Source organism: Nocardia sp. NPDC050406 (assembly GCF_044459025.1).
In the GTDB taxonomy this organism is placed as follows: domain Bacteria; phylum Actinomycetota; class Actinomycetes; order Mycobacteriales; family Mycobacteriaceae; genus Nocardia.
Genome location: NZ_JBITIM010000003.1, coordinates 751,657 through 769,931 on the forward strand (window position 1 = coordinate 751,657; position 18,275 = coordinate 769,931).

17 protein-coding genes are annotated in these 18,275 nt (G+C 67.0%); 8 read left to right on the forward strand and 9 right to left on the reverse strand.

The features are described 5' to 3' along the window. Positions 1-106: 106 nt before the first annotated feature. Positions 107-1,105: a sigma-70 family RNA polymerase sigma factor gene (locus ACIBH2_RS26850; protein WP_397122273.1), complete on the reverse strand. Its 999-nt coding sequence runs from the start codon at positions 1,103-1,105 to the stop codon at positions 107-109. Positions 1,106-1,273: 168 nt separating this feature from the next. Further along, positions 1,274-2,920, reverse strand: coding sequence for an acyl-CoA synthetase (locus tag ACIBH2_RS26855; RefSeq protein WP_397122275.1), 1,647 nt, complete (start codon positions 2,918-2,920; stop codon positions 1,274-1,276). A 126-nt stretch (positions 2,921-3,046) separates the two neighbouring features. On the opposite strand from ACIBH2_RS26855, the gene ACIBH2_RS26860 reads away from it, so the two are divergent. Further along, on the forward strand, positions 3,047-3,742 hold the full coding sequence (locus ACIBH2_RS26860; RefSeq protein ID WP_397122277.1) for a maleylpyruvate isomerase family mycothiol-dependent enzyme: 696 nt from the start codon (positions 3,047-3,049) through the stop codon (positions 3,740-3,742). Positions 3,743-3,760: 18 nt separating this feature from the next. Here the strand turns inward: ACIBH2_RS26860 and ACIBH2_RS26865 are convergent, their stop codons facing one another. Beyond that, positions 3,761-4,798: an LLM class F420-dependent oxidoreductase gene (locus tag ACIBH2_RS26865; protein WP_397122279.1), complete on the reverse strand. Its 1,038-nt coding sequence runs from the start codon at positions 4,796-4,798 to the stop codon at positions 3,761-3,763. 104 nt (positions 4,799-4,902) lie between these two features. Between ACIBH2_RS26865 and ACIBH2_RS26870 the strand changes: the two genes are divergently transcribed. From ACIBH2_RS26870 to ACIBH2_RS26885, 4 genes are read left to right on the forward strand one after another with little or no spacing between them, the layout of a single operon-like run. Beyond that, entirely contained in the window at positions 4,903-5,823 is a 921-nt protein-coding gene (locus ACIBH2_RS26870) for a Zn-ribbon domain-containing OB-fold protein (RefSeq protein ID WP_397123034.1), read from the forward strand. 15 nt (positions 5,824-5,838) lie between these two features. Next, positions 5,839-6,900: a thiolase domain-containing protein gene (locus ACIBH2_RS26875; protein WP_397122281.1), complete on the forward strand. Its 1,062-nt coding sequence runs from the start codon at positions 5,839-5,841 to the stop codon at positions 6,898-6,900. Beyond that, positions 6,897-8,063: a thiolase domain-containing protein gene (locus tag ACIBH2_RS26880; protein WP_397122283.1), complete on the forward strand. Its 1,167-nt coding sequence runs from the start codon at positions 6,897-6,899 to the stop codon at positions 8,061-8,063. The genes ACIBH2_RS26875 and ACIBH2_RS26880 overlap by 4 nt, the downstream gene beginning before the upstream one ends. Beyond that, the gene (locus ACIBH2_RS26885) at positions 8,060-8,476 is read left to right on the forward strand and encodes a nuclear transport factor 2 family protein (protein WP_397122285.1); all 417 of its coding nucleotides are present in this window, start codon (positions 8,060-8,062) and stop codon (positions 8,474-8,476) included. Before ACIBH2_RS26880 ends, ACIBH2_RS26885 begins: the two co-directional genes overlap by 4 nt. A gap of 71 nt (positions 8,477-8,547) precedes the next feature. Here ACIBH2_RS26885 and ACIBH2_RS26890 read toward each other — a convergent pair whose 3' ends face one another. Further along, on the reverse strand, positions 8,548-9,852 hold the full coding sequence (locus tag ACIBH2_RS26890) for a cytochrome P450 (protein ID WP_397122287.1): 1,305 nt from the start codon (positions 9,850-9,852) through the stop codon (positions 8,548-8,550). Between the two features lie 94 nt (positions 9,853-9,946). On the opposite strand from ACIBH2_RS26890, the gene ACIBH2_RS26895 reads away from it, so the two are divergent. Beyond that, complete coding sequence (locus tag ACIBH2_RS26895) at positions 9,947-11,113, forward strand: steroid 3-ketoacyl-CoA thiolase (protein ID WP_397122289.1); 1,167 nt, start codon at positions 9,947-9,949, stop codon at positions 11,111-11,113. Between the two features lie 360 nt (positions 11,114-11,473). Continuing rightward, positions 11,474-11,890, forward strand: coding sequence for a helix-turn-helix domain-containing protein (locus ACIBH2_RS26900; protein WP_011207048.1), 417 nt, complete (start codon positions 11,474-11,476; stop codon positions 11,888-11,890). A gap of 466 nt (positions 11,891-12,356) precedes the next feature. On the opposite strand, the gene ACIBH2_RS26905 is transcribed toward ACIBH2_RS26900, so the two are convergent. From ACIBH2_RS26905 to ACIBH2_RS26925, 5 genes are all read right to left on the reverse strand, one after another. Beyond that, positions 12,357-13,388 (reverse strand): hypothetical protein, encoded by a 1,032-nt coding sequence (locus tag ACIBH2_RS26905; protein WP_397122291.1) that lies wholly within the window; start codon positions 13,386-13,388, stop codon positions 12,357-12,359. Continuing rightward, on the reverse strand, positions 13,385-13,903 hold the full coding sequence (locus ACIBH2_RS26910) for an ImmA/IrrE family metallo-endopeptidase (RefSeq protein WP_397122293.1): 519 nt from the start codon (positions 13,901-13,903) through the stop codon (positions 13,385-13,387). The genes ACIBH2_RS26905 and ACIBH2_RS26910 overlap by 4 nt, the downstream gene beginning before the upstream one ends. A 10-nt stretch (positions 13,904-13,913) precedes the next feature. Further along, positions 13,914-15,275, reverse strand: coding sequence for a hypothetical protein (locus ACIBH2_RS26915; RefSeq protein WP_397122295.1), 1,362 nt, complete (start codon positions 15,273-15,275; stop codon positions 13,914-13,916). Positions 15,276-15,676: 401 nt separating this feature from the next. Continuing rightward, positions 15,677-16,588 (reverse strand): SDR family oxidoreductase, encoded by a 912-nt coding sequence (locus tag ACIBH2_RS26920; protein WP_397122297.1) that lies wholly within the window; start codon positions 16,586-16,588, stop codon positions 15,677-15,679. A gap of 73 nt (positions 16,589-16,661) precedes the next feature. Next, entirely contained in the window at positions 16,662-17,456 is a 795-nt protein-coding gene (locus ACIBH2_RS26925; RefSeq protein WP_397122299.1) for an SDR family oxidoreductase, read from the reverse strand. A gap of 50 nt (positions 17,457-17,506) precedes the next feature. Here ACIBH2_RS26925 and ACIBH2_RS26930 point away from each other — a divergent pair, with 50 nt between their 5' ends. Continuing rightward, positions 17,507-18,271, forward strand: a complete 765-nt coding sequence (locus ACIBH2_RS26930; RefSeq protein ID WP_397122301.1) for an enoyl-CoA hydratase family protein — start codon at positions 17,507-17,509, stop codon at positions 18,269-18,271. Positions 18,272-18,275: the final 4 nt, after the last annotated feature.

The window sequence follows — 18,275 nt, forward strand, 5'->3', positions numbered from 1 at the left end:
CGAAATGCAAACGGCCCGCCGGGAATATCTCCCAACGGGCCGTTCACGCATGTCGTCGCGCCGCGCCGGACCACCCCGGCGCATCCACCGTGCGCGTCGACGAGGTCTAGTTCTCGACGTACTCCGGAGCCAGCCCGAACAGCGGGAACAGCTTGTCGGTGTCGAGGAAGAAATTGAGTCCGGAGATCCGGTCGCCGTCCAGTTCCAGCACGGTGATGGACCACGGCACCCACACGCCCGGCCGATCGCTGGGCTTGTAGTGACCGAAGGCGGGCAGGCCGTTCGCGCCCGCGAGCGGCACCATGCGCGAATCGCGGCAGGCCTGGCCGTGGCCGAGCATGAAGGGGGCGACATTCTCCGCGCCCGAGACCCAGAAGGACAGCGGCGGCATCGACAGCGCCACATCCTCTTTCAGCAGCGCGGTGAGCGCGTCCATATTGTAGGACTCGAAGGCCTTCACGAAATCGTCGATGAGTTTGCGCTGCGCCTCGTCGGTCTCGTCGAACTTCTTGGCGGACTCGTCCGGCTGCACCTTCGACATGGTGGCGCGGGCGCGCTGCAGGGCGCTGTTCACCGAGGCCGGGGACATGACCAGCATGTCGGCGGTCTCACTGGCGGAGAACCGCAGCACCTCGCGCATGATGAGGATCGCGCGCTGGGTGGCGGGCAGGTGCTGGACCGCCGCGACGAAGGCCAGCCGCAGGCTGTCCTTGGCCGACGCGGCCTCGGCCGGATCCGCCCCGAAGGCCAGTGCGTTCGGAATCGGTTCCACCCACACGTAATCCGGCTCCGGCATGGTCATCGGAGCATCGGGCGTGGACGGACCGTTCAGGTCCATGGGCCGGGCGCGGCGCTGCGGCCCGTCCAACATGTCCAGACAGACATTGGTCGTGATCTTGTAGAGCCAGGACCGCACACTCGACCGGCCCTCGAACGAGTCGTAGGACTTCCAGGCGCGGGTGAAGGCCTCCTGCACGGCGTCCTCGGCCTCGAACGAGGAACCGAGCATGCGGTAGGCGTAGGCGCACAGCTCGCGGCGATGCCCCTCGAATGATTTCAACACCTCATCCAAGGAGGCGGTGGTTCTGCCGGATCGCTCGCTCATGTGGCCACTCTCGCACAACCCACCGACAAGTGGGGCCGTCCTAAACGGCTGCATTTCCATACGTTTTCGCTATCGACGAAACAGCAGGATGCGCTACATCGTTGCAGATGGAAACGACTTCGGGATCGGTCGCGACCCGCGGTGCGACCGATCCCGAAGTAGGCTCGGTTACTTGGTGACGGGTGCGGGGGCGGCCTCGTCGGCCGGGCGCTCCTCGGTCTGCGCCTTGGCCCACTTGTAGTCCGGCTTACCCGCGGGATTGCGCTTGATCTGCTCGACGTACCACAGCGCCCGCGGCATCTTGTACGACGAGATCTCCTGCGTCAGCACGGGCCGCAGATCCTCCAGCGAGGGCCGGTTCCCGCCGCGACACTGCACGACCGCGACCACCTTCTGGCCCCACCGCTCGTCCGGCACACCGACGACCAGCGCGTCGAAGATCTCCGGATGGCACTTGAGCGCGCCCTCGACCTCTTCGGGGTAGATCTTCTCGCCACCGGAGTTGATGCTCACCGAACCGCGTCCCAGCATGGTCACGGTGCCGTCCTCCTCCACGCGGGCATAGTCGCCCGGAATGGAGTAGCGCTTGCCGTTGATCTCCTTGAACGTGGCCTTGGTCTTGACCTCGTCCTTGTAGTAGCCCAGCGGAATATGCCCGCTGCGGGCCAGGAAGCCGATCTTGCCCGAGCCCGGCTCGCATGGATTGCCGTCGTCGTCGAGCACCTGGGTGGAGGCGTCGATCTTCACGCGCGGGCCGCCGGTGTGGGTCTGGCCCTTGGCGACCATCGACAAACCGCCGAAGCCGGTCTCCGACGAACCGATGGAATCGGTGATCATGCGGTTCGGCAGCAGCTCCAGCATCTTGTCCTTGAGCGTCGGCGAGAACAGCGCCGCACTGCTGGCGATGATGTACATGGTCGAAAGTTCGTAGGGCGCACCGGTTTCCGGGTTGCCTTCGATAAGGGCGTCCACCATCGGCCGGGCCATCGCGTCGCCGGTGATGAAGAGCATGTTGATCTGATGCTTCTCCACGGCCTGCCACAGCCCGTGTCCGCTGAACTCGGGCACCATCAGGGTCTTGCCGCCGCCGAACAGGCTCTGGAAGGTGGCCCACTGCGAGCCGCCGTGGATCATCGGGGCGACGGGGTAGCGCGCCATCTGCGGATTGGCGGCCCCCATGCGGGCCTGCTCCCACTCGTCGGTGACGTATTCGCCGGTGAGGAAGTTGATTCCGCCGCCGAGTACGCGCCAGACATCCTCCTGTCGCCACATGACGCCCTTGGGCATGCCCGTGGTGCCGCCGGTGTAGAGGATGTAGAGATCGTCGGGCGAGCGCTCCTCGAAATCGCGTTCGGGCGAGGACTGCGCGAGCACCGTCTCGTATTCGACCGCACCCTCGGGCGTCGGCAGATCGGTGCCGTCCTCCACCACGACGACCGACTTCAGCTGCGGCAGATTCGGCCACACATTGGCGACCTTGTCGGTGTAGCGGCGTTCGACGACGAGTGCGGCCATATCCGAGTTCTCGAAGATGTATTGCAACTCGTTCTCGACGTACCGGTAGTTCACGTTGATCATGACCGCACGAGCCTTGAACACCGCCACCATGGCCTCCACGGCCTCGATGGTGTTACGCGAGTAGATGCCCACCTTGTCACCGGGCTGCACACCCTGTTCCCGCAGGTAGTGGGCGAGTTGATTGGCTCGCGCCTCGAGCTCGGCATAGGTGACCGAGCGAGTGTCGTCGACCAGAGCGACGTTATCGGGCATGAGGTCGATGGCGTGTTCGACAAGGTCCGCTATGTTGTGGCTCACAAGATGAAAATAGAACGTGTTCTTGTGTGAGGCAACCCACCGAATTCCTCCCGCGCCACAAAATTTTGTGGCCCGTGCCACATTACGTGCGTCACACCCGCGTGGGAACCCCATTACCGTGACGGCATGGACTTCTTGGCGATCCTGCGCGCGAAGCTGACGGCTTTCGGTGAACTCCTCACCGCGGATGTCGATCTGTCGACTCCGGTTCCGCACTGCGGCGATTGGACCTTCTACGACCTGGTCGACCACGTCTGCCGCGGCAACGAGTGGGTGGTGACCGCGGTCGCCGAGCAGCGCGGTGACGAGCAGGGCACGCCCGCGCCGCGCGATCCGGTCGAACTGCGCCCTTGGTTCGACGCCACCGCCACGGCTCTGGTGACCGCGCTGTCGGTCGATCCGGCAACGGAGGCATGGACTTTCACGCGGTCGGCGCCGCGCACTGTCGGCTTCTGGCGACGGCGGCGCGCCCACGAGACGGCCATGCACCTGTGGGATGCGCAGGACGCGCTCGGCAAGGGCGAGCCGTTCGAATCGGAATTGGCGGCCGACGGTATCGCCGAGGTGTTCGACATGTTCGCCCCGCGCATGATCGACCGCAAGCTCGCACCCGCCCCGGAGACCGCGATTCAGGTGCGCGCCAACGACATCGGCCGAATCTGGGTCTACGGCCCCGGCGAGCCGATCGCCGAAATCGCCGCTCCTGTATCGGATCTGCTCCTGCTGCTCTGGCAGCGCAAGGCGAGTACGGATCCGGAGTTCAGCTGGCAGGGCGACCGGGTCTCGGGTGAGCGGGTACTGGAGGGCCCGCTGACACCCTGACCGAATCTAGAACTCGTTCTACGACTGCACCAGGGGGGCGAGACGCTGTAGTTGCGCGGTGTCGCGGACACCGACGAGCAGCATGGTGACGCCCGCGTTCTCCCACACCTTCAACTGCTCGCGCACATGCGCCTCGTTGCCGATGATCATCGTGTCGAGCATGAGCTCGTCCGGCACCGCGGCGGCGGCCTCGTCCTTGCGGCCGGAACGGAACAGTCGGGTGATGTCGTCCACCGCGTCGCCGTACCCCATTCGCCGGTACACCTGGGCGTGGAAATTCAGTTCCTCCGCGCCCATGCCGCCGATATAGAGCGCCATGACCGGACGCATGCGATCGAGTTCGGCCTTGGGGTCGTCGGTGAGAATGACCTGCGCCGTCGCGGCGATTTCGAAATCCGCTCGCGAACGCCGAGCACCCGCGCGCGCGAAGCCCTCGTCGAGCCATTCGTTGTACATATCGGCCAGCCGCGGCGTGTAGTAGATGGCCAGCCAGCCATCGGCGATCTCGGCGGTCAGCGCCACATTCTTCGGGCCCTCGGCACCAAGCCAAATCGGCACATCCGCGCGCAGCGGGTGGGTGATCGGCTTGAGCGGTTTACCCAGACCGGTCGCGCCCGGCCCGTTGTAGGGCAGCGGATAATTCGGCCCGTCATTGCTCACCTTGCCCTCGCGAGCGAGCACCTGCCGCACGATCGACACATATTCACGGGTGCGCTGCAACGGTTTGGCAAACGGCTGGCCGTACCACCCCTCCACCACCTGCGGCCCGGAGACGCCGAGGCCGAGAATGTGCCGACCGCCGCTGAGATGGTCCAGCGTCAAGGCCGCCATGGCGGTGGCCGTGGGCGTGCGCGCCGACAGCTGCACGACCGAGGTGCCCAGCCGCACCCGGCTCGTGTCCGAACCCCACCACGCCAGCGGCGTGAAGGCGTCCGATCCCCACGACTCCGCCGTGAACACCGCGTCGAACCCGACCTCCTCGGCCGCGACGACCAATTCCCGGGCATTCGTGGGCGGCTGTGCACCCCAATAACCGAGTTGCAACCCGAACCGCATGATCGACTCCCTTCCCAACTGGACTCTTGCGACCAGAATAAGAACCTGTTCTACTCGATTCCGTGACTCTGGGGAACACCGAAGTACTCGCCGCCCCGCTGCGGATGCAGTTCGACTACACCCGCTCCACCGGTCCGACCATTGGACGATTCCTCACCGGCCTGCGCGCCGGGCAGATCGTCGGCGTGCGCGGATCCGATGGCCGGGTGATCGTGCCGCCAGCGGAATTCGATCCGATCACCGCCGAGCCGCTCACGGAATTCGTGGACGTGGCCGATGTGGGCACCGTGCAGTCCTGGACCTGGGTGGCCGAACCGCTGCCCGGCCAGCCCTTCGACCGCCCCTTCGCGTGGGCGCTCATCAAGCTCGACGGCGCCGACACCGCCCTGCTGCACGCCGTGGACGTCGCCACGCCCGACGACATCAGCACCGGTATGCGGGTGCGGGCGCGCTGGGCCGGTGAGCGCAAGGGCTTCATTCACGACATCGCCTGCTTCGAGCCCGGCGAATTCTCGGTCGCCGCAACGCCTTCCGATGAAGCCGAGCCCATTACCGGCATCATCACGCCGATCGACCTGAGCTTCAAGCACACCGCCGCGCCGCAGGAGACCGCCTTCCTGAAGGCGCTCGTGGAGGGCAGGCTGCTGGGTGCGAAGGCGGGCAACGACGGCAAGGTGTACTTCCCGCCGCGCGGCGCCGATCCGCGCACCGGCGCACCCACCGAGGAGACCGTCGACCTGCCCGATACCGGCATCGTCACCACCTACTGCGTGGTCAACGTGCCGTTCCAGGGCCAGCGCATCAAGCCCCCGTACGTGGCCGCCTACATCCTGCTGGACGGCGCGGACATCCCGTTCCTGCATCTGGTGCTCGGTATCGAGGCCAGCGATGTGCGCATGGGCATGAAGGTGAAGGCGGTGTGGAAGCCGCGCGAGGAGTGGGATTACGGCCTCGACAACATCTCCCACTTCGAGCCCACCGGCGAGCCCGACGCCGAGTACGAGTCCTTCGCGCACCACCTGTAGAGAGGCGCTGAAACCTTGAACAACACAAACGAAATCGCGGTGGTGGGGTTCGCCCACGCGCCGCACGTGCCGGAGACCTTCGGCACCACCAATGGCGTGGAGATGCTCCAGCCCTGCTTCGAGCAGCTGTACAAGGCCCTGGACATCAAGACCGCCGATATCGGCTTCTGGTGCTCCGGCTCCTCGGATTACCTTGCCGGACGCGCCTTCTCGTTCATCTCCGCCATCGACTCCATCGGCGCGGTGCCGCCCATCAACGAATCCCACGTGGAGATGGACGCGGCCTGGGCGCTGTACGAGGCGTGGGTGAAACTGCGCTCCGGACAGGCGCAGACCGCGCTGGTGTACGGCTTCGGCAAGCCGTCGGCGGGCACGCTGCGCCAGGTGCTCACGCTGCAGACCGATCCGTACCTGGTCGCGCCGCTGTGGCCGGACGCGGTCTCCATGGCCGGTCTGCAGGCGCGTGCCGGTCTGGACGCGGGCCGCTGGACCGAGGCGGATATGGCCGCCGTCGCCGCCCGCAGCGCCGCCGCGGGCTCCGGTGACGCCACCGCGCGCACCGAGACCGATATCGACAAGCTCTTGGCCGCACCGTATGTGGCCAATCCGTTCCGCGCCCACGACATCGCGCCCATCACCGACGGCGCGGCCGCCATCGTGCTCGCGGTGGGCGACCGGGCGCGCGAGTTGTGCGAGCGCCCGGCCTGGCTGACCGGTATGGCGCACTACATCGACACCCCGATGCTGGGTGCGCGCGACCTCACCGTCTCCGAATCGACCGCCCGGGCGGCCCGCGCCGCCGGAGCCGAGGGTGCCGAATTCGATGTGGCGGAACTGAATACGCAGTTCAGCCACGAGGAGATGATCCTCAAACAGGCCATCGGCCTGAACGGCTCGACGCGCATCAACCCCTCGGGCGGCCCGCTCTCGGGCAACCCCCTCTTCGCGGCGGGTCTCGAGCGGATCGGCTTCGCCGCCACCGAAATCATCAACGGCAACGCCGATCGCGCACTGGCCCATGCCAGTAGCGGTCCGGCGCTGCAGCAGAACCTGGTCGCCACGATGGAGGCACGATGACCAACCCCGCCGCCGTACTCGGTACCGGCCAGACCAACCATGTGACCAAACGGTCGGATGTGTCCATGTCCGGTATGTGCCGCGAGGCCATCGACCGGGCGCTCGCCGATGCCGAACTCACCATGGCCGATATCGACGCGGTCGTGGTCGGCAAGGCCCCCGACTTCTTCGAGGGCTCCATGATGCCGGAGCTGTTCATGGCGGATGCCCTGGGCGCCACCGGAAAACCGCTGCTGCGCGTGCACACCGCGGGTTCGGTGGGCGGCTCCACCGGCATCGTGGCCGCCAACCACGTCCAGGCGGGCGTGTACGGCAAGGTGCTCGCCGTCGCCTGGGAGAAGCAGTCGGAATCCAATGCCATGTGGGCACTGTCGAATCCGGTCCCCTTCACCAAGCCGGTGGGCGCGGGCGCGGGCGGCTACTTCGCGCCGCACGTGCGCGCCTACATCCGACGCGCCAATGCCCCGCTGCACATCGGGGCCATGGTCGCGGTGAAGGACCGCCGCAATGGCGCGCGCAATCCGCACGCGCACCTCAAGCAGGCCGATATCTCGATGGAATCGGTGCTGGCCTCCCAAATGCTCTGGGACCCCATCCGTTTCGACGAGACCTGCCCCTCCTCGGACGGCGCGTGCGCCATGGTGATCGGCGACGAGTCCTCGGCCAAGGCCATGGAGGCGCGCGGGCGCACGGTGGCGTGGGTGCACGGCACCGCCATGCGCACCGAACCGCTCGCCTACGCGGGCCGCGATCAGGTGAATCCCCTCGCGGGACAGGAGGCCGCCAAGGCGCTGTGGGCGCAGGCCGGAATCACCAATCCGCTCGAGGAGATCGACGCGGCCGAAATCTATGTCCCCTTCTCGTGGTTCGAGCCGATGTGGCTGGAGAACCTCGGCTTCATGCCCGAGGGCGAGGGCTGGAAGCTCACCGATTCCGGTGACACCGCGCTCGGCGGGAAGCTGCCGGTCAATCCCTCCGGCGGCGTGCTCTCCTCCAATCCGATCGGCGCGTCCGGACTCATTCGCTTCGCCGAATCCGCCAAGCAGGTCATGGGCCGGGCCGGGGACTACCAGGTCGAAAACGCCCGCAAGGCCTTCGGCCATGCGTATGGTGGTGGCTCGCAGTACTTCTCGATGTGGGTAGTAGGGAGTGAGCAGCCGTGACCACCACGACCGAACACCCCGCCCGCGTCGCCGGTGCCGCCTCGCAGGCGGCGGTGCGCGCCCGCGACAAGGCGGCCTGGGTAGCGCTGTTCGCCGCCGACGGCATTGTGGAGGATCCGATCGGTCCGTCGTTCTTCGACCCCGAGGGCAAGGGTCATCGAGGCGCCGAGGCCATCGCGGCCTTCTGGGACAAGGCGATCGCGCAGACCGACTCCATCGAATTCCTCTTCGACGACTCCTTCGCCTGCGGACGTGAAGTGGCCTTCACCGGTCGCATTCGGACGCGCATGGGCGGGCAGGTCATCGATGCCGAGGGCGTGTTCACCTACAAGGTGGACGAGGACGGCAAGATCCTCGCCCTGCGCGCGTTCTGGGAGACCGAGCGCGCGATGGGCACCATGAAACCCGAATAGCGTTCCGAAAAGCAGAGCGGGCGTCCGGATTTCGGACGCCCGCTCTGTTCGTGTCTGAGTGGTTCCGTGCCTCAGTGCCGTACGGGGCAACCGCTCTGGGTCTTGTAGTCGACCTGGAGTTCCTTCACACCGTTGAGCCAGCCCGAGCGCAGTCGCCGAGGATCGCCGAGGGCGGTGATATCCGGCAGGTGATCGGCAATGGCGTTGAAGATGATCTCCACCTCCAGCCGCGCCAGATTCGCCCCGATGCAGAAATGCGCGCCGGTGCCGCCGAAGGACAAGTGCGGGTTGGGATCTCGCAGAATATTGAAGGTGTACGGATCCTCGAATTCGGATTCGTCGAAGTTCGCCGCCCGATAGGACAGCAGCACCCGCTGCCCCTTCTTGATCCGCACCCCCGCGAGTTCGGTGTCCTCGAGGGCGGTGCGCTGGAACGAACTCACCGGCGTCGCCCACCGAATGATCTCGTCGGCGGCGGTTTTCGGCCGCTGCGCCTTGAACAGCTCCCACTGCTCGGGATGTTCCATGAAGGCGAGCATGCCGTGCGTGGTGGCATTGCGCGTGGTCTCGTTGCCCGCCACCGCCAGCATCATGACGAAGAAGCCGAACTCCTCCGAAGACAGTGCCTCACCGTCGATCTCGGCCTGCACCAGCTCGGTCACGATGTCACTGGCCGGGGACTGCTTGCGCGCCTCGGCCATCATGTAGGCGTAGCCCAGGATCTCGGTGGAGGCGACCATGGGATCGGCATCGCTGTCGGGATCGTCGTAGCTGGTCATCTCGTTGGTCCAGCGGAAGATCTTCATCCGATCCTCCTGCGGCACACCGATGAGTTCGGCGATCGCCTGCAGCGGCAGCTCGGCGGCCACCTGCTCGACGAAGTCGCCGGTGCCGGATTCGGCGGCGGCGCGCACGATGCGCTCGGCGCGCGCGGTCAGCTCGGCGCGCAGGCCATTGATCACCCGGGGCGTGAAGCCCTTGGAAATGATCTTGCGCAGTTTGGTGTGTTCCGGAGCGTCCTTGTTCAGCAGCACGAAACGCTGCATCTCGATCTGCTCGCGGGTGATGTCGTCGTTGAAACGCGGAATGGCGGTGTTCTCGTAGGTGGAGAACACATCGCCGCGACGTGAGACCTCTTTCACGTCGGCATGTTTGGTGACGACCCAGAAGCCGTCGTCCTGGAAGCCGCCGACCTTCGGGGATTTGGGATTCCACCAGATAGGAGCGGTGCGGCGCAGTTCGGCGAACTCCGCCTCGGGGACCCCGCTCGCCCACATATCGGGGTCCGTGACATCGAAGTCCTCGGGCACATTCGGCCGCGCTGACGTATCCACCACCAGTAGTCTCCTTCGACCAACTGAAACACGTTCTACCATCATTGAAGCACAGGTGGTACGACAGAGGAAGACGCTTTAGTTAACGGCTGTAACAGGCGTGAACCTGTTTCAGTTTGCATCCGAAAGGAACGACATGGGTACACCCGTCATCGTCGAGGCGGCGCGCACGCCGGTCGGTAAGCGCAATGGCTGGCTCGCCGGTCTGCACGCCGCGGAACTGCTCGGCGCGGCCCAGCAGGGCGTGCTCGAACGCGCCGAGCTGGATCCGCTGCTCGTCGAGCAGGTGGTCGGCGGCTGCGTCATGCAGGTCGGCGAGCAGTCGAACAATGTCACCCGCACCGCGTGGCTGCACGCGGGCCTGCCCTGGCAGACCGGCGCGGTGACCATCGACAACCAGTGCGGTTCGGCGCAGCAGGCGGTGGGCATGGTCGCGGGCCTCATCGCCACCGGCGCGATCGAGGTCGGCCTGGCCTGCGGTATCGAGTCCATGAGCCATGTTCCGTTGGGGGCCAACGTCGGAACCCACGCCGGGCCGCGCCGCCCCGCGTCCTGGAATATCGACATGCCCGACCAGTTCACCGGCGCGGAGCGAATCGCCAAGCGGCGCGGCATAACTCGCGACGACACCGATGAACTCGGCGAGCGTTCGCAGCGCCTGGCCGCGCGGGCCTGGGCCGAGGGCCGGTTCGACCGCGAGGTGCTCACCATCAAGAACGCCCCGCAGGTCGACAAGGAGGGCAACCTCACCGGCGAGACCATGGACGTCTCCCGCGATCAGGGTCTGCGCGAGACCACCCGCGAGGGGCTGGCCAAGCTGAAGCCGGTGGCGGAGGGTGGAATTCACACCGCGGGCACCTCCTCGCAGATCTCCGACGGCGCCGCCGCGGTGCTGGTGATGGACGAAAAGGCCGCCGAGCGCAATGGTTTGCGTCCGCGGGCCCGCATCATCTCGCAGTGCCTGGTGGGTGGCGAACCGGAATACCAACTCGACGGTCCGGTTCAAGCCTGCCAGCGCCTGCTGGAGCGCTCGGGCATGAGCATGAGCGATATCGACCTGTTCGAGATCAACGAGGCTTTCGCGTCGGTGGTGCTCTCCTGGGCCTCGGTGCACAAGCCCGACTTCGATCGGGTGAATGTGAATGGCGGCGCGATCGCACTCGGGCATCCCGTCGGCAGCACCGGATCTCGGTTGATCACAACGGCTTTGCACGAACTCGAGCGTTCCGACAAGAACACCGCCATGATCCTCATGTGCTGCGGTGGCGCACTTGCGACAGGCACGATCATCGAGAGGCTGTAGTCACCAACCATTTTCGGCCACGAGGTTGAACATTCATCCTACGAAGGCCGAAACGTGGCGTACGCCACACAAACTCCGGTACAGACAAGAAGATGACTTGTCAGCTATCTTAAGGCTACTGGGGGCCCGTCGGGGAAGACCTTCGCGACGGGCCAGAACCGGGCCTCTTAAGCCATCCGCAAGAACCATGGGGGTGGCCCGCAAACGCCCAAGCCACGGCGGCTTCCCCGGATCACCGGCTAGAAGGTTCAAGGAAATCGCGAATCAGGCGTAGGTTTTCAGTTACTGAGCCGCTAATATCAATGATACGTATCCGAGATAACGACTGTTAGTACAGCGAAGGGAATTGGGCGGCTCACAATGGCTGATTTCGCGGCGCGGCTGAACAAGCTGTTCGAAACCGTGCATCCCCCGGGGCGTAAGCCGCACACCAACGCAGAGGTGGCGGCGGCCTTGACGGCCTCCGGCCATCCGATCTCGAAACCGTATCTGTCACAGCTGCGGTCGGGACAGCGCACGAATCCGTCGGACGAGACGGTGGCGGCACTGGCGAAGTTCTTCAAGGTCAAACCGGACTACTTCTTCAACGACATCTACGCTGCCAAGATCGATCATGATCTCGAGCTGTTGTCCCAGCTGCAGGGCTATGGACTTCGTCGACTGTCGTCGAGAGCGTTCGATCTCTCCGAGGAATCTCAGAACCTCCTCACCTCCATGGCGGAGAAGTTGCGGGCCTCCGAGGGGCTGCCCGAAATTCCTCCGGACGGGACGGAATAGGCCCTGCCTCAAGGCAACACAGTGCGGGTGACTCGGAACCGCACTGTGTTGGTTTGTCACAGGACTCCTCCATCTCGGCACTAGGAGCGCTACGGCGGACGGCACTGCTTGCAGGGCGGTGCCGGATCGTCTGCTCCCCGTGGTGCGATGGAGATGCGGAGTGTTAGACCGGTCTCAGGGCACAGAGACCATGTGGCGTACACCCCTGCGCCGGGGCGATTATGTGTAAAGCTGGCATACGCCACCGACGTTCAGGGTAGACAGTAAGTAGAGACGACCTCCCACTGGTGTGTCACACCGATTCTCGGTGCGGCACCGGATACGGCCAGTGGGAGGTCGTTTCGTTTTGCGATATTGCGAATCGAGTTGTGCAATACGCACACTCGAACTGTGCAATGTGCACTTTCCACACAAATGGATATGCCGGGCACGCCGCCCTCGCGGGAACACCGTCCTCGCGGGAACTTCAGCCCTTGGCGGAACTGGATGTGATCGCCGCCCCGCGCTCCAATTCCGCGTCGAATGCGCGGGCAATGGCCTGAGCCCAGCCGCGCGGGCTCACGCCCGGGGGCGGCGCGATCCAGCGGCCGTCGACCACGGTGTCCCCGAAGGGATTTCGCGCCCAACGCGCCACCCGTTCGGCACGTTCGGTAATGGAGTCGGGCGGGGTGCCCGCCTCCACCAGCTCCACGCCGCCGCCGGATTGCAGGAACAGGGCGTCCATGATCTGGGCGACCTGGTCGGAGGATTTGAGCTGGGTGGTCGAACCGGTCTGGTCCTTGGTCTCCACCTCGGGGAAGCGGCCCACCAAAACCCGGTGCAGCGTGCGAATTTCGCGAAGCAGGAAACGGGCGCGCAGCCAGAGCTCGATCACGATCCACACCGCGCCCACCGCGATGAGCAGCGCCGCGACCTGCCAGGCGGGCCAGAACCAGTCCGGTTGTTCCGGTTTCGGCATTTCGGCATGGTTCAGCGCGCGGCGCAGCGACAGCGCCGACAGCACGCCGACCACCACGGTGCCGGTGGTGTAGAGCGCGATGCCGCGGCCCAGTGCGGTCCAGTCCAGATTGCGCACACCGGTAATGGCGATGAAGACGCATTCGAGCAGGGTGACCACCCAGCCGAAGGCGGTGGACCAGAACAGAGTCAAGACCATGGCCACGACGCCGCCCGCGTAGATCATCCAGGAGATCTGGCGCAGATTCCGGCGCGAGACCACGGGCCAGGCCGCCGCGGCGACCACCGAGGTGGCGGTGGCGAACAGCACCCACAGCGCGGGAGTCACCCTGTCGGACAACCACATTCCGCGCACACCGGCCGGGGCGATGTGGTCGAGCGCGACCGCGACCTCCGGAATCGCGATGGTCGAGGCCGCCGCGACCGAGGCCACGGCGATCACGATGGCCACGCGGGCGGTGGTGGCTGGCTTCACCAGCACCCGGCCGACGCGCGCACCGGCCGCCATCCACACCAACAGAGCTGTCAGCCAAAAAGTCATCCGAGTGCCTCGTCGAATCGGAGGACCGAGACGCCCGCGCCTCGGTTGTTGAATACGCGCAATCGGGTCATCAACATGTTGGCGAAGGTCTCCGCCTCCCATTCGCACAGTTCGTCCTCGCCGAGGTCGACGATCTGTTGATGCGCGCGCTGGCTGAGCATGTAGGCGATGAGGTCGTCGCTCGCCTCGAGGGTGACCTCGGTCGCGGCCTCGCCCGGATGGTCGAACACGATATGACCCAACTCGTGGGCCAGGGTGTGCTCGCGGGTGGGCAGCGTCGCGGCCAGCACGATCACATCCCGGTCCGGATAGCTGCGGCGCTGGCCACAGACGCCCGGACCCAGTTGCGCACTGGCGATTTCGATGGGCCGCCGCCGCTCCAGCGAGATGGCATCCACCACCTGGTCGAGCGTGGTGGCGTCGTAGTCGGCGGCGACCGCGCAGACCGCGTCCACGGCGGCCGCCACTCGACGGTAGGACCTGCTCGCGCTGCTATGCGCCCGACTCTCGGTCATCGCTGGCCCCTCACGCCCTCGGTCCGAAGAACTCGGCGCGCGCGGCATCGATGCGCGCCTGGGCCGCCGACGCGCTCTGCGCGCTGACCGCACCCGAACCCGCACCCGCCAGGGTGAGCGCGAGGAGTCCGCCGATGACCGACAGCAGTTCGATCGGCGGCAGCAGGCCCGTGTCGGAGGTCGGCTTCACCTGGGGACTGGGTTGCGCCAGTACGGGATTCGGCGCGGGCGGTGGTGGCGGCGGAGCCGGGGCGGCCTCCACCGCGGGCGGCACGACCACCGGGGCCACCACGGGCAGCGGCACATTCGGCGGGTTCGGCACAGTCGGGGCCTGCGGAATCTCGAGCGGCACCGGCGGGGGCGTCGCCTCGGGGGTCGGCAGCGGAATGAGCAGGAGCAGCAGCGGCGAGGCGCAGACCGCGGCCGATCCGACGCCCGCCGAGCCCAGCGCGGCGGAACCCGTTGCGGCCGAACCGGCTCCGGCGGAGCCGACACCGGCCGAGCCCGCGCCCGCCGAGCCGACGGCGGCCGAACCCACTCCGGTCGAGCCGGTGGCGGCGGAGCCGAGCGCGCTCGAACCTCCGGTGGAGCCGGTCGCGGCCGAGCCGAGGGCCGAACCCGCTCCGGCGGAGCCGATTCCGGCCGAGCCGACGGCGGCCGAACCAGTGCAGAGCGTGGCGAGACCGGCCGAGCCCACGGCCGCGGAGCCGACGGCGGCCGAACCCACTGCGGCCGAGCCGGTGCCGAGTCCGGCCGAACCGGTCAGGCCGAGCAGCGCCGCCAGGGTGGCGGAGCCGGTGCCGAGCGCCGAGCCGGTGCCGACGGCGGCGGAACCGACTGCCGCGGAACCGGTTCCGAGTCCGGCCGAACCGGTCAGGCCGAGCAGGGTGGCCAAGGTGGCGGAGCCGGTGCCGAGCAGCACGCCGCTGCCTACCCCGGCGGAACCCACTGCGGCGGAGCCGGTTCCGAGGGCGGCGGAGCCGGTGGCCACTCCGGCCGAGCCGGTGCCGAGCAGCAGTGCGCCCGCACCCGCGCCCGCCGAACCGACGGCGGCGGAACCCGTTGTGCCGAGCGCTGATCCGGTGCCGCCGACGGCGGAGCCGACTCCGGCGGAGCCCACGCCCGCCGAACCCGTGGCGGCAGAGCCGATTCCGGCCGAGCCGGTGCCGAGGATGGCGCCGAGCAGATCCCACGGGCCCAGTGGTCCGGCAACGGGATTCGGCGCGACCGGCGCTTCGACGGGTTGTGGTTCCGGGGCGGGTTCCAGCTCGATCCCGCCGGGCTGCGCCTGCGCGGCCAACGGCCCGAGCAGTGTGGAACCGGCGACCACACCGGCCACCGCCACCATGCGCAACGAGCGACGAACACTCACGCGGTGCCTTCCCCTCATCGGTTAGTGCGCGCAGTCCAATCGACCAAATCCAATCGCCGAAAAACCCCGATTGCCGGACCTTTGCGGAACGCGGGTCATGCTACCGACAACCCGGCCACCCCGCACAACTCTTCCCACCATTAGGGGCACCAACAAACCGTACGACTGCCCATCCCCCGACACGCCGATTATCACAAACCACCCCAGGACAATTCGGGCGTAACACCCGTACCCTCCCGTACCTCACAGTCTCCACATCACCGCTGTGAGATTACGAGGCACAGACGCGACCGACTGGTTTGCTGTGCCCGAAACGAACGAGATTGCAGGAGATCGATACGACCCCGAAAACGAAAATCGCCGGTGCCCCGCGAGGGCACCGGCGACGGGGTCTGTGAGCCTCAGGCTCCGTAGACCGGTTCGGGTTGGGTGGCCTTGGTGAGGAGGTCGCGGACGACCGGGCCGAGTTCGGCGGGCTCCCAGCGCGCGCCGCGGTCCACCGAGACGCCGTGCCGCCAGCCGTCGGCGACGGTGACCTTGCCGCCCTCGACCTCGAACATGCGGCCGGTGACGCCCTTCGAATCGGCGCTGCCGAGCCAGACCACCAGGGGGGAGACGTTTTCCGGGGCCATGGCGTCGAAGCCGTCCTCGGGGGCGGCCATCATATCGGCGAAGACGGTTTCGGTCATGCGGGTGCGCGCGGCGGGTGCGATGGCATTGACCGTGATGCCGTAGCGGGCGAATTCGGCTGCGGCGGTGAGGGTCAGACCCGCGATACCGGCCTTGGCGGCGGCGTAGTTGCCCTGTCCGACACTGCCGAGCAGGCCCGCGCCGGAGCTGGTGTTGATGATGCGCGCCTCGGGCATACGGCCCGCCTTCGCCTCGTTGCGCCAGTACTCGGCGGCGTGGCGCATGGGGGCGAAGTGGCCCTTGAGGTGCACCTTGATGACGGCGTCCCACTCGTCCTCGCCGAGGTTCACCAGCATGCGGTCGCGCACGATTCCGGCATTGTTGACCAGCGCATCGAGACGGCCGAAGGTCTCCACGGCGGTGGTGATCAGGCGGCGGGCGCCCTCCCAGTCGGAGATGTCGTCGCCGTTGACCACGGCCTCGCCACCGAGCGCCTTGATCTCCTCGACCACCTGGGCGGCCGGGGAGTCCGGGCTGGGCGCGCCGTCGAGCTCCGCACCCAGGTCGTTGACCACGACCTTGGCACCGGCGGTGGCGAAGGCGAGCGCGTGGGCGCGGCCGATGCCGCGACCGGCACCGGTGACGATGACCACGCGGCCGTCGCAGATCTTGTTGTCCGTCATGTCGATACCTCTTGCTCGATGGTGGGGAAAGGTGTCACCGCTCTGGGGCATTGGCCCCGAAGCCGCCTCTGGGCTAGGAGCCGGAGACCGCGGGGACCTCGGCGGTGGAGGCTTCGAGGAAGGCGGGTTTCTCGCCGCCGCCGTGGACCAGCAGGGCACTGCCGCTGATATAGGAGGCCAGCGGGGAGGCGAGGAAGGCGGCGGTGCGACCGATGTCCTCGGGCGCGGCCATGCGGCCGAGCGGGACGGTGCGGCTGACCGCCGCGAGCCCCTCCTCGTCGCCGTAGTGCAGATGCGAGCTCTCGGTCTCGACCATGCCGCAGATCACCGAGTTCATTCGAACCTTCGGCGCCCACTCCACCGCGAGCGACGAAACCAGGCTGTCCACACCGGCTTTCGCCGCACCGTAGGCGGCGGTCCCGGGCGAGGGCCGGTGCCCGGAGACGCTGGAGATCATCACGATCGAACCGCCCGTCTCCTGGCGCTGCATCACCTCGTTGGCGATCTGCGAGACCAACAGCGGCGCGAGCAGGTTCAACTGCACGATCTTGGCGTGGAAGTTCGCGCTCGCCTCGGCGGCCAGGGCGAACGGCGCGCCACCGGCATTGTTCACCACGGTGTCGAGCCGCCCGTACTTCGCCACGACGGCCGCGATGAGCTCGCGCACCGAATCCGGGTCGCGCACATCGCAGGGCAGGAAGTCGATGCCGCGACCGTCCACCTCCACCGACGCCTCGCCGGGGCGGCGCGCACACGCCACCACGGTCGCACCGGCTTCCAGGAAAACCCGGCTGATACCGGCCCCGACCCCCCGCACGCCGCCGGTGACCAAGACGACCGAGCCGGAGAGATTCACTTCGATTGCCACCGTGCTAACCTACCAAGCACTTGCTTGTTTTGCCAACGATGGGACATGCGATGGGGATCAACCGTCACACCGAATCCGATGGCGTGGAAGTCGTCACTGTCGACTACCCGCCGGTCAACGCCCTGCCGTCGGACGGCTGGTTCGCGCTCGCCGACGCGGTTCGCGAGGCCGGGCGCGATCCGGGGACCCGGGTCGTGGTGCTGCGCGCGGAGGGTCGCGGGTTCAATGCCGGTGTCGACATCAAGGAGATGAACGCCGACGTCGGGCATACCAAGCTGATCGCCGCCAACCACGGCTGCTTCGAGGCGTTCGCCGCCGTGTACGACTGCCAGGTCCCCGTCGTCACCGCCGTGAACGGCTTCTGCCTCGGCGGCGGCATCGGTCTGGTCGGCAATTCCGATGTCATCGTGGCCTCCGACGACGCCACCTTCGGGCTGCCCGAGGTGGATCGCGGGGCGCTCGGCGCGGCCACCCATCTGGCGCGCCTGGTCCCCCAGCACCTCATGCGGACCATGTTCTACACCGCGGGCACCCTCACCGCGCAGCAGCTGCACCACTACGGCTCGGTCTTCAAGGTGGTGCCGCGCGCCGAGCTCGACGCCGCCGCGATGGAGGTCGCCAAGAACATCGCCAACAAGGACGGCCGCGTGATTCGCGCCGCCAAGAAGGCGCTCAACGGTATCGACGTGCAGGACGTGCACCGGTCCTACCGCTTCGAGCAGGGCTTCACCATGGAGCTCAATCTGGCGGGCGTGGCCGATGAGATCCGGGCGCGCTTCGACGATGATCTGGCCGCCCAGAAAAAAGCACAGTAGAAGG